Raw genomic sequence first — 11,408 nt, 5'->3', positions numbered from 1 at the left:
CGGTCCGGGGCGCTCAGGTCGGGTCCAGGCCGTGACTGCGCAGCCACGGCAGCGGGTCGATGGCCGCCCCGCCCGCGGGCCGCACCTCGAAGTGCAGGTGCGGTCCGGTGGAGTTGCCGGAGTTCCCGGAATAGGCGATCGGCTGGCCGGCCTCGACGGACGTGCCGGCGTGTACGCGGTAGCTGGACAGATGGCAGTACCAGGTCTGCGTGCCGTCCTTCGCCGTCACGATCATCATGTTGCCGTAGGCGCTGTTCCACTTGGTGGAGACGACGCCGTCGGTCGCGGCCATCACCGTGGTGCCGTACGAGACAGGGAAGTCGATGCCCGTGTGCACGGACATCCAGTTCACACCGGCCTGGCCGAAGTAGGCGCTCAGCCCCTTCTGGGTGACCGGCAGCACGAACTTGGGGCGCAGCCGCTCCTTGAGCGCGGCCGCCGCCGCGGCCTTCTTCTGTTCCAGCTCCTGCTGGTTCTTGAGGTCGATCCGCTCCTGCGTCCGGCTCGCCCGGTCGGCGAAGTCGTGGGCGCCCGCGGACAACGTCGTCAGCTGGCTGTCCAGCTTGCTGTTGGCGACCGACGGCTTCACCGCGTGCGCGTCCGGGGCGGAGGCGGTGGTGTCCTGGCCGCCGCCGGTCAACGTGCCCACCGAGGCGGCGGCGATCCCGGCGACCCCCATCACACAGGCCGAGGGCACGGCGACGGTCAGCAGGGCGGAGCGCTTGGCGGGCGTACGACGGCGGGAGCGCGCGGCACCGCGCGAGCCGCCGCGGGTCACCGGCGCCGCACCGGCCTCTTCCTGGTCCTCCCGCAGACCGCTCGTGGCGGGCAGTTCACCGGTGGCGCCGTACTCTTCGCTCTCGGGGTGCGGTTCGCCGGAGGCGACGCCCTCGTAGGGCGTCCCGTCCCCGTACGGCACCTGCGGGAAGGCCGTGGTCGCCTGCGGGTCGCCGGTCCGGTCGAAGGCGGCGTCCTGCAGGCCGAACGGTTCGGCAGCGTGCTCGTGCTGGGCCGGTACGGCGTACCCGCCGGAGTTCCACTGCGTGGCGTCGTACGTACCCGACTCGAAGCTCTGCGTGCCCCATGCCCACTGCTGGGTCGGCTCGGCGACGCCGGACGGGTCGGGCCGCAGCCAGGCGCTCGCGTCCCACTGGCCGCTGACGTCGTTGCCCGTCGCCTGCGCGGGGACCGTCCATGCGGTGGCGTCGTAACCGCCGGTGTCGTAGACGGCGTGGTGCTGGGCCGCGTACGGGTCGTAGGTCAGCCCCTGGCCGGTCTGCCAGTGGGTGCTGTCGTAGGCGCCGGTGGTGTGCTCGCCGGGCATGCTGCCGAAGAGCGGGTCCGTGGAGAAGGCACCGGGAAAACCCGTGGCGTCGTAACCGCCGTACGTGGTGAGGTCGCCGTAAGGGGACTCCTGCGTGCCGTACGGGGCGTCGTAGTGTGCGGCGGAGGCGTCGGAAGCCGGGGCCGGGGTGGTCATGGTCCCCGACGGGTGACGGTCGTTCACCAACTTCTCTTTCGCCTCGACAACAGGGGCTGCCAGAGCAGTGCGGCGACTGTACCCGCCGGTACCTGGGCGCGACAATCTTCAGTTGGTTTCGTGCCCGTCGGAAACGGGCATTCGGCGGTGTTTCGGGGGGCACCGGACACGAGTTTGGCCGAGAGTTCGATTGCCGTTCGACCTGCGGTGACTGTTCGCCACCTGTTGGTCACGCGTCCGTCGTCACGTCACGCGACCGTCAGGCCGTCGGCCACCCGGTCTCCAGGGGCCGCGGTCTCGAGGGCCTCGCGTATCCCGGCCGCGACGGCGGGGTGCACGGGCAGGGCGAGGTGCCCGATACCGGACACCCGGACGTTCTGCGCGTCGAGATCGGGGTGCTCCAGGCAGGCGGTCTCCAGCGGCACCATCACCGAGTCCAGGTCGCTCCAGAAGCTGACGAACCGTGTGCGGCAGCCGGGCGCGGGGCGGGCCAGCTCTTCGATGACCTGCGAACCGGGCCGCATCTGGCGCACGATCGGATGGGCGTTGGCCAACGGCGCCGCGCTGGTCCCCGAGTGTGGTGTACCCAGCGTGACCAGTGTCCGCACTCGCAGGTCACCACCCAGACACTGCACGTAGTACCGCGCGATCAGTCCGCCGAGGCTGTGCCCCACGATGTCCACCCGCTCGTTGCCGGTGTGCTCGCAGATCTCCTCGACGTGCCGGCCCAGCAGCTCGGCGGCGGCACGGATGTCGCAGGTCAGGGGGGAGTAGTTGAGCGAGATGACGCGCTGCCTGCCGTGCTGGGCGAGGTTGCGGCGCAGGAACACGAACACCGAGCGGTTGTCGATGAAACCGTGCAGCAGCACCACCGGCGGGCCCGTCCGGACCGGCAGCTGGGCGGTGCCGTCCTGGACCGGCAGGGCGGGGCAGCGGCGCTCCTGGGTGAGACCGGTCGGATACAGCAGGAGATGGCCGGCCAGGATCGCGGCCTCCAGGGCCGTCGCCTTGAGCAGCGCCACGGGGATTCCAGCGAGTCTGCCGGGCCACAGGCGCCGGCAGAACGGGAGAAAGAGCGGGAGTACCCCGGTGACCTTCATGGGCCGACCTCCTGTCGGCACGCCGGAGGACGGCTCGATCCCCCGTGTGCCCTCATGTCCCACCATGTGATTTCCCCCTCGCTGCGCACCGTAAAACTGCCGGTTGCGGGATGCTGGAGATAACGTTCGTTCACTTGACGACGGGTGGCGGAACGCGCCAAAAGTGCGGTACTTGTCGTTACGGACGGAAGCGATCGCTTCCGTGGTCGTTCGATGGAGGCAGTGATGGGTGTGGCAGCCGGTCCGATCCGTGTGGTGGTGGCCAAGCCGGGACTCGACGGCCACGATCGCGGGGCCAAGGTCATCGCGCGTGCCCTGCGCGACGCCGGTATGGAGGTCATCTACACCGGGCTCCACCAGACGCCCGAACAGATCGTGGACACCGCCATCCAGGAGGACGCCGATGCGATCGGCCTGTCCATCCTGTCCGGCGCGCACAACACGCTGTTCGCCGCGGTGATCGACCTGCTCAAGGAGCGCGACGCCGCGGACATCCTCGTCTTCGGCGGCGGCATCATCCCGGACGAGGACATCACGCCGCTGAAGGAGAAGGGCGTCGCGGAGATCTTCACGCCCGGCGCGACGACCGCGTCGATCGTGGAGTGGGTGCGGGAGAACGTACGCCAGCCGGCTGCCTCCGGCGGCTGAGCGGGGGTCTGTGGCGGGTCGGCCGTCGGTTCGGTGAGCGAGGGGCGGCGTGTCCGAAGGCTCCGCCCCCGGGCCTCCGTCCGTCCTGGACGGTGCAGTCCTCAACCACCGGACGCTCCGTGGGCACCTGCCGGTGCCAGTTCGGCAGTCATCTCCGCCCTGAGCCGCAATGTCGTCACCAGCCGCTGGAACGCCTCCGTCCAGTAGCCGCCGGCACCCGGCGCCGCGTCCTCCCGTTCGTCGGGTGCCGCCAGCAGCGCCTCCAGCCAGCCGGCCTCCGCAGGATCCAGACAGCGTTCGGCCAGCCCCATCACCCCGCTGAAACTCCACGGGTAACTGCCCGCGTCCCGCGCGATGTTCAGCGCGTCCACGACCGCGCGGCCCAGCGGCGCGGCCCAGGGCACCGCGCACACCCCGAGCAGCTGGAACGCCTCCGACAGGCCGTGCGTCGCGATGAACCCTGCCACCCACGCGGCCCGTTCCTCCGGCTCCAGGGCGGCCAGCAGCTTCGCGCGCTCCGCCAGCGACACCGCGCCCGGCCCACCCGCCTCCGGCGCCGACGGCGAGCCCAGCAGCGCCCTCGACCACTCGGTGTCCCGCTGCCGTACCGCCGCCCGGCACCAGGCCGCGTGCAGCTCGTCCTGCCAGCCGTCCGTCACCGGCAGCGCCACGATCTCCCGCGCCGTCCGCCCGCCCAGCCGTCCCGGCCATGTGCTCAGCGGCGCCGCCTCCACCAACTGCCCCAGCCACCATGACCGTTCCCCTCTGCCCCCGGGAGGTGTGGCCACCACACCGTCGCGCTCCATGCCGGAGTCGCACTCGAGTGGCGCTTCCACCGCGATCGCCCGCGACGGCCCGGTGCGATCCAGGGCCACACATGCCACGGCACGAACGGCCATGCGCGCGGCGAGCGACGACGCGGGCAGGGCCGACAGCAGCTCCGCCGCCGTCGCCCGCACAGTGCGGCTGCGGTCCCCGAGCGCCTGCTCCAGGAACGGCTCGTCGTCGGCGCACAGGCCGGCGCGCAACGAGTCGAGGAACATCAGCCGGTCCTCCGCCCGCTCCGTCGGCCAGGTCGAGGCCAGCAGCTTCCGGCCGAGCGCGGGCGTACGGCTGCGCAGCGCGCCCAGCAGGGCCACGCGCTCGGCGAACAGCCCCTCCTGCCACAGCCGGCGCACCCCTTCGGCGTCCTCGGGGCCGGGCAGCGTGGCGCCGCCGCCGGGGGCCGCGCGCAGTGCGAAGCGCCAGTCCGGGTTCAGCCGGGCCAGCCACAGGGCGCGCGGGCCCGCGAACGTCAGCGCCGCCGGGCGCAGATCCGTACGGCCCCGGGCCGCGTCCAGCAGGGCGGGCAGCGTCTGCGGCGGCGCGGCGTACCCGTGCGCGTTGGCCACCGCGAGCCACTGCGGGAGCAGCTCCACGAGGTCCGGTGAGCTGCCCCTGCGGCCAGCTGTTCCGCCGTCGGAACGGCCGGCCAGCAGCGTGGCCAGTCTGCGGCCCGCCGCGGCGGGCAGGGCCGGGCGCGGGTCCCCGGGCGCGGGTTCGGGCCGGCGCGCGGCTCGTGCGGGCCGCAGCCCGGCCCGCCGTCGTACGGTCGCCACGGCGGCCGCGTCCAGCAGAGCCAGGGGCGCCTCCCGACCGGATCCGGCGTACGCCACCGGGCGCCGGCCGGTACCGAGGAGAGCGGTGGTGACCAGATCGTCCCAGGTACTTGCCGGGTGCGTGGCGGCCACATCGGTCGAGGTCATCCTGTCCGTCCCGTTCATCGCGTTCCCTTCCATGCGCGATTGGCCGTGCCGTCCTTTCGCGGCAGGGCGGTCAGCACAGGGGCACCGCCTCGCCCGGGCCCTCCGGCCAGGCCGTGAGGGGGGTGAAGCCGCGGTGGCCGCACTCGCCGAAGACCCTGAGGGGGGCGCCGCCCGACAGGGCGACCAGCCGCCACAGGCCGGAGCGGGACCGGGCGGCCCGGGTCAGCGGAAGGGCGGAGTCCGTGTCGGCGTCGGCCAGCTGCCACAGGTCGCCGTCCGGGACCGGTATCACCCGCTCCAGCGTCACCGGAACCGACTCCAGCCAGGGGTCGTCTCGCAGCGCCGCGCCGTAGCGTGCCGCCGCCTCGGCCGTGCTCGTGCCCGGTGGGCGGAAGGTGGCCGGTGCGGGCGGGGTGAACCGCTGGCCCAGGGCGGCCCGGAACTGTCCGGTGCCCGGATGAGCGGACAGCTCCGCGTCCAGGGCCAGCCCGACCGGCAGGTGCAGCTCCGGCGCCCGGCCGGCAGCGCCGTAGGACAGCAGCAGCCGGGTGTGGCCCGACGCGGCGCCGTGCAGCCAGATCCGGCGGGTCGTCAGTTTCGCGTCCACCGTGTCGTACTGGGCGAGGACCAGCCAGCGGTCGCGCACCGGCGCGCCGTCCACCGTGCCGGGCAGGCCCAGCCGGGAGCGGACCGTGGCCGCGAGAGCGTCCGGCAGGTGCGCGCGGCGCAGCCAGCCCTGGTCGAGCAGATGCAGCAGTGCGCACTCCTCCAGCAGCCGGCCCGGCCAGCCCGCGCCGGATGCCGGGATCGCACCCAGCTCCCGCACCCGCGCGGCGAGTCCGGGCGCCTGCGCGTCGACCATACGGGCCGCCGCCTCGTCCCACAGGCCGTACCCCGCCTGCTCGACCGCGGCCAGGCCGCCGCGGAGCAGGTCCGCGAGGCGCTGTTCCAGCTCGGTCGCGCCCGCGGTGACCCGCTCGGCCCGGCGCTCGGCCCGCCGCCGTGCCGCCTCCGGGTCGGCCGCCCCGCCTCCGGCACGCCTCCCACCTCGGGCCTGCTCGGCCTCGGCGCGTCTGCGTCTGCCCGCGAGCCACCGCTCGGCCCACTGCGGCGGCCCGGCGGACGCCGGCACGCAGCCGGCGTCGTCCGCCCACAGCAGAAGCAGTCCGAGCGCGTGCTTGCACGGGAACTTACGGCTCGGGCAACTGCACGTGCAGGCAGGCCCGGCCGGGCCGGTGAGATCGACCACCGTCTGGTACGGCCTGCTGCCGCTGCCCTTGCACAGGCCCCACACCGCCCCCTCCCCACTGCCCGCGCCGGACCACGGACCGGCCGTGCCGAGTTTGCCTCCCGCCGCGCGTGACGCGGCGTCAGGCGCCAGTGCCAGCACCTGTTCCGCGGTCCACCGCACCCCCTGCTCAGTCATGCCTCCGACGGTAGGTCCCGCCACTGACAATCCGCCCGGAGCGGGCGTTCGCGCAGGTCGGAGCGATTGTCAGTGGCGTGGTGCACGGTGGATGCCAGATCCGAACCGGCCGAGCTGGAGGGGGCCTCAGCCATGACCGTGTCCATGGACGCCACGTCCGCCGAACAGAGCAAGAACGCCTTGCGACCGCACGCCGAGCACGCCTTCGCCGCCGAACTCGCCGCGCTCGCCGCGCAGGACGACCACCCGCGCCCGGCGCGCTGGAAGCTGTCGCCGTGGGCGGTGGCGACATACCTGCTCGGCGGGACCCTGCCGGACGGCACGGTGATCACACCCAAGTACGTGGGCCCGCGCCGGATCATCGAGGTCGCCGTCACCACGCTCGCCACCGACCGCGCCCTGCTCCTGCTCGGCGTGCCCGGCACCGCCAAGACCTGGGTCTCGGAGCATCTGGCGGCCGCGGTCAGCGGCGACTCCACCCTCCTGGTGCAGGGCACGGCCGGCACGCCGGAGGAGGCGATCCGCTACGGCTGGAACTACGCGCAGCTGCTCGCGCACGGGCCGAGCCGGGACGCCCTGGTGCCCGGCCCCGTCATGCGCGCCATGGCGGAAGGCATGACCGCCCGCGTCGAGGAACTGACGCGTATCCCGGCCGACGTGCAGGACACGCTGATCACGATCCTGTCCGAGAAGACGCTGCCGATCCCGGAGCTGGGCCAGGAGGTGCAGGCGGTCCGCGGGTTCAACCTGATCGCCACCGCCAACGACCGGGACAGAGGGGTCAACGACCTCTCCAGCGCGCTGCGCCGCCGCTTCAACACGGTGGTGCTGCCGCTGCCGGAGAGCGCCGACGCCGAGGTCGACATCGTCACGCGCCGGGTCGAGCAGATCGGCCGCTCCCTCGACCTGCCGGCCGCTCCCGACGGCATCGAGGAGATCCGCCGGGTCGTGACCGTCTTCCGCGAGCTGCGTGACGGCATCACCGCCGACGGACGTACCAGACTGAAGTCGCCCAGCGGCACGCTGTCCACGGCCGAGGCGATCTCCGTCGTCACCCACGGACTCGCCCTGTCCGCGCACTTCGGCGACGGGGTGCTGCGGCCGGGGGATGTCGCCGCGGGCGTCCTCGGCGTCGTCGTGCGCGATCCGGCGGCCGACCGGGTCGTCTGGCAGGAGTACCTGGAGACCGTCGTCCGTGAGCGCGAGGGCTGGACGGACTTCTACCGGGCGTGCCGGGAGGTCGGCGCATGACCGACGACAGCCGCTGGCCCAAGGTGTACGACTCCGGGCCGCTCCTGCTGGGTGTGCGGCACCACGGACCGGGTTCCGCCCGCGCGGTGCGCGGCGCCCTGGACGCCGCCCGGCCCGCCGCCGTCCTCATCGAGGGGCCGCCCGAGGCCGACGCGCTCATCCCACTCGCCGCCGACCCGGGCCTGCGGCCCCCGGTCGCCCTCCTCGCCCACGCCGTGGACGAACCGGGCCGCTCGGCGTTCTGGCCGTTCGCCGAGTTCAGCCCCGAATGGGTGGCGATCCGCTGGGCCGTGGACCACGGCGTCCCCGCCCGCTTCATCGACCTTCCGGCCGCCCACACGCTGGCCTGGGAACCGCAGGAGGCCGAGGGCGAGTTCCCCGCCGACCCCGGCCCGCCCCCAGGTCGGCAGACCGACCCGGATCCGCAGCGCGCCGACGCCGGCCGGGGCACCGGCGAGCAGGTCCGGGTCGACCCGCTCGCCGCGCTCGCCGAGGCCGCCGGGTACGACGATCCCGAGCGCTGGTGGGAGGACGTCGTCGAACACCGGGGTCCGGGCGATCGGGACCCGTTCGCCCCCTTCGCCGCCCTGGAAGAGGCCATGAGCGCGCTCCGCGAGCGGTACGGCGCCGACGGGCACGCGCGGGATCCGGTCCGCGAGGCCCACATGCGGCTCCGGCTGCGCGCCGCGCGCAAGGAGTTCGGCGAGGGGGTGGCCGTCGTCTGCGGGGCCTGGCACGTACCCGCGCTGCGCCGGAGGACCACCGCCACCGCCGACCGGGCGCTGCTGAAGGGGCTGCCCAGGGCCAAGGCCGACCTGACCTGGGTGCCCTGGACCCACCGCAGGCTCGCCCGGTCCGGCGGGTACGGCGCGGGCATCGACTCTCCGGGATGGTACGGCCACCTGTTCCACGCCCCCGACCGGCCGGTCGAGCGATGGCTGACCAAGGTGGCGCGGCTGCTCCGCGAGGAGGACCGAGTCGTGTCCTGCGCACACGTCATCGAGGCCGTCCGGCTCGCCGAGACCCTGGCGGCGCTGCGCGGACGCCCGCTGCCGGGGCTGAGCGAGACCACCGACGCCGTGCGCGCGGTGATGGGCGACGGCTCGGACGTGCCGCTGGCGCTGGTGTACGACCGGCTGGTGGTCGGCGACGTCCTCGGGGAGGTCCCGGAGTCGGCCCCCGCGGTGCCGCTGCAGCGCGACCTGACCGGACAGCAGCGTTCGCTGCGGCTCAAACCCCAGGCCGCGGAGCGGGAGTTGGAGCTGGACCTGCGCGGCGGCACCGACGCCGGCCGCAGCAGGCTGCTGCACCGGCTCCGGCTGCTCGGTGTCGGCTGGGGAGAGCCGGCCCGGTCGCGGGGGAGCACGGGAACGTTCCGGGAGACCTGGCGGCTGCGCTGGGAGCCGGAGCTGTCGGTGCGGGTCGCCGAGGCGGGGGTGTGGGGGACGACCGTACTGGGCGCCGCACAGACCAAGGCGGAGGCGGACGCGGCGGCAGCGGGCACCCTCGCCGACATCACCGCGCTCGCCGAGCAGTGCCTGCTCGCCGGGTTGCCGGACGCCCTGCCCGTGGTCATGCGGGCCCTCGCCGACCGGGCCGCGCTCGACACCGACGTCGGCCACCTCGGGCAGGCCCTGCCCGCCCTGGTCCGCTCCCTGCGCTACGGCGACGTGCGCGGCACCGACACCGGCGCGCTGGCCGACGTCGCCGCGGGCCTCGCCGAACGTGTCTTCGTGGGTCTGCCCCCGGCCTGCGCCGGCCTGGACACGGACGCGGCGCGGGAGATGCACGCCCATGTGGACGCCGTGCACACGGCGGTGGCGCTGCTGACGGAGACACCGGCCGGGGCACACGGCGGGGCGGGAGCTGGTACCGGCGGGGGGGTGGACGCCGGGGACCGGACGAGCGCGGGCCCAGGCGCCGGTGCCGGGGGAGTCGCCGGTGGTGACGGCGGCTGGGCCGTTCGCGGTGCCGGGCGCGGGGATCTGCGGGGTCGCTGGCGGGGAGTCCTGCGGATCTTGGCGCTGCGCGACACCGTGCCCGGGTTGCTGCGCGGACGGGCGGTGCGGCTGCTGTTGGACGAGGGTGCTCTGGGGCCCGAGGAGGCGGCACGGCTGATGGGGCTGGCGCTGTCGCCGGGGACACCGCCCGCCGACGCGGCCGCCTGGATCGAGGGGTTCGTCGGCGGCGGGGGCGGACTGCTGCTGGTGCACGACGAGCGGCTGCTGGATCTGGTGGACGGCTGGCTGACCAGGGTGTCGGCGGAGGCGTTCACCGACGTACTGCCGCTGCTGCGCCGCACGTTCGCGGTGTACGAGCCGGGGGTGCGCAGGACGCTCGGCGAACTGGTCCGGCGCGGGCCTGGCTCCCGGGCGGCCGGCCGGGCCGCCGATGGCGCCGTCACGGCCGGCTTCGCCACCGAGCCGGACGCCGAACGCGCCGACGCCGTAGTACCGGTGCTGCGCCTGCTGCTAGGACTGGAGGACTTCGCCGAGCCCGAGTCGGCGCGGCAGCGGGTTCTGGTCCGCGGGGGCGCCATCGACGACTACCGCCTTGTGGAGGTGGGGACATGACGGACGAGGTGATGACGGTGGGCGGGGCCGATCCGGGGGCGGAGCGGCTGCGGCGGTGGCGGCTGGTGCTCGGTGGGGACCAGGCCGACGGCACCGGATGCGTGCTGTCCGGCAGGGACGCGGCGATGGACGGCACGCTCGCCGCGCTCTACGGCAAGGGCGACAGACCCCGGGCGGGACGGGACCGTTCGGCGGGGCTCGGTGCCTCGGCGCCGTCCGTGGCGCGGTGGCTCGGCGACATCCGCGCGTACTTCCCGTCCTCCGTCGTCCAGGTCATGCAGCGTGACGCCATCGACCGGCTCGGCCTCGCCTCCCTGTTGCTGGAACCGGAGATGCTGGAAGCGGTGGAGGCGGACGTGCATCTGGTCGGCACGCTTCTCTCGCTGAACAAGGCGATGCCGGAGACGACGCGAGAGACGGCGCGCGTGGTCGTGCGCAAGGTCGTCGACGACCTGGAGAAGCGGCTCGCGAACCGCACTCGGGCCGCTCTCACCGGCGCCCTCGACCGCAGCGCGCGGATCAGCCGTCCGCGCCACCACGACATCGACTGGAGCCGCACGGTCGCGGCGAACCTCAAGCACTACCTGCCCGAGTACCGCACCGTCGTGCCCGAACGGCTCGTCGGCTACGGGCGGGCCGCGCGGTCCGTGAGGAAGGAGGTCGTGCTCTGCATCGACCAGTCGGGTTCCATGGCGGCCTCCGTGGTCTACGCGTCCGTGTTCGGCGCGGTCCTCGCCTCCATGCGGTCGATCAGCACCCGGCTGGTCGTCTTCGACACGGCGGTCGTCGACCTCACCGACCAGCTCGACGATCCGGTCGACGTCCTCTTCGGCACCCAGCTGGGCGGTGGCACGGACATCAACCGGGCGCTGGCCCACTGCCAGTCGCAGATCACCCGGCCGTCCGAGACGGTGGTCGTGCTGATCAGCGACCTCTACGAGGGCGGCATTCGCGACGAGATGCTCAAGCGGGTGGCGGCGATGAAGGCGTCCGGGGTGCAGTTCGTGACGCTGCTCGCCTTGTCGGACGAGGGCGCGCCGGCGTACGACCGGGAGCACGCCGCCGCGCTCGCCGCGCTCGGCGCACCGGCCTTCGCCTGTACGCCCGACCTGTTCCCCGAGGTCATGGCGGCCGCACTGGAGAAGCGGCCGCTGCCGATACCGGACACGGCGTGACTCCGGCCAC

The 11,408-nt window shown here is 74.0% G+C and carries 8 protein-coding genes; 4 read left to right on the top strand and 4 right to left on the bottom strand.

Going from position 1 to position 11,408, the window contains the following annotated elements:
- Positions 1-13 precede the first annotated feature (13 nt).
- Both AC5WRT_RS03735 and AC5WRT_RS03730 read right to left on the bottom strand, forming a co-directional pair.
- Complete coding sequence (locus tag AC5WRT_RS03735; RefSeq protein ID WP_496092959.1) at positions 14-1,507, bottom strand: M23 family metallopeptidase; 1,494 nt, start codon at positions 1,505-1,507, stop codon at positions 14-16.
- 221 nt (positions 1,508-1,728) lie between these two features.
- A complete protein-coding gene (locus tag AC5WRT_RS03730; protein WP_496092958.1) occupies positions 1,729-2,580 on the bottom strand; it encodes an esterase/lipase family protein in 852 nt (283 codons plus the stop codon).
- Between the two features lie 225 nt (positions 2,581-2,805).
- Between AC5WRT_RS03730 and icmB the strand changes: the two genes are divergently transcribed.
- Positions 2,806-3,228, top strand: a complete 423-nt coding sequence (gene icmB, locus AC5WRT_RS03725) for a coenzyme B12-dependent isobutyryl CoA mutase small subunit (protein ID WP_496092957.1) — start codon at positions 2,806-2,808, stop codon at positions 3,226-3,228.
- Between the two features lie 101 nt (positions 3,229-3,329).
- Here icmB and AC5WRT_RS03720 read toward each other — a convergent pair whose 3' ends face one another.
- The gene (locus AC5WRT_RS03720; RefSeq protein WP_496099920.1) at positions 3,330-4,973 is read right to left on the bottom strand and encodes a DUF5691 domain-containing protein; all 1,644 of its coding nucleotides are present in this window, start codon (positions 4,971-4,973) and stop codon (positions 3,330-3,332) included.
- A gap of 70 nt (positions 4,974-5,043) precedes the next feature.
- Positions 5,044-6,399: an SWIM zinc finger family protein gene (locus AC5WRT_RS03715; RefSeq protein WP_496092955.1), complete on the bottom strand. Its 1,356-nt coding sequence runs from the start codon at positions 6,397-6,399 to the stop codon at positions 5,044-5,046.
- 132 nt (positions 6,400-6,531) lie between these two features.
- On the opposite strand from AC5WRT_RS03715, the gene AC5WRT_RS03710 reads away from it, so the two are divergent.
- The 3 genes from AC5WRT_RS03710 to AC5WRT_RS03700 are packed head-to-tail and all read left to right on the top strand — an operon-like array spanning position 6,532 to position 11,398.
- On the top strand, positions 6,532-7,650 hold the full coding sequence (locus AC5WRT_RS03710) for an ATP-binding protein (RefSeq protein WP_496092954.1): 1,119 nt from the start codon (positions 6,532-6,534) through the stop codon (positions 7,648-7,650).
- Positions 7,647-10,223, top strand: a complete 2,577-nt coding sequence (locus tag AC5WRT_RS03705) for a DUF5682 family protein (RefSeq protein WP_496099919.1) — start codon at positions 7,647-7,649, stop codon at positions 10,221-10,223. Before AC5WRT_RS03710 ends, AC5WRT_RS03705 begins: the two co-directional genes overlap by 4 nt.
- 11 nt (positions 10,224-10,234) lie before the next feature.
- Positions 10,235-11,398, top strand: a complete 1,164-nt coding sequence (locus AC5WRT_RS03700; RefSeq protein WP_496093078.1) for a VWA domain-containing protein — start codon at positions 10,235-10,237, stop codon at positions 11,396-11,398.
- Positions 11,399-11,408: the final 10 nt, after the last annotated feature.

The sequence above is a fragment of the Streptomyces sp. NTD91 genome (assembly GCF_059510455.1).
The sequence above is the reverse complement of the archived record's forward strand: the minus strand, read 5'-3'. Positions and strand labels throughout refer to the sequence as shown.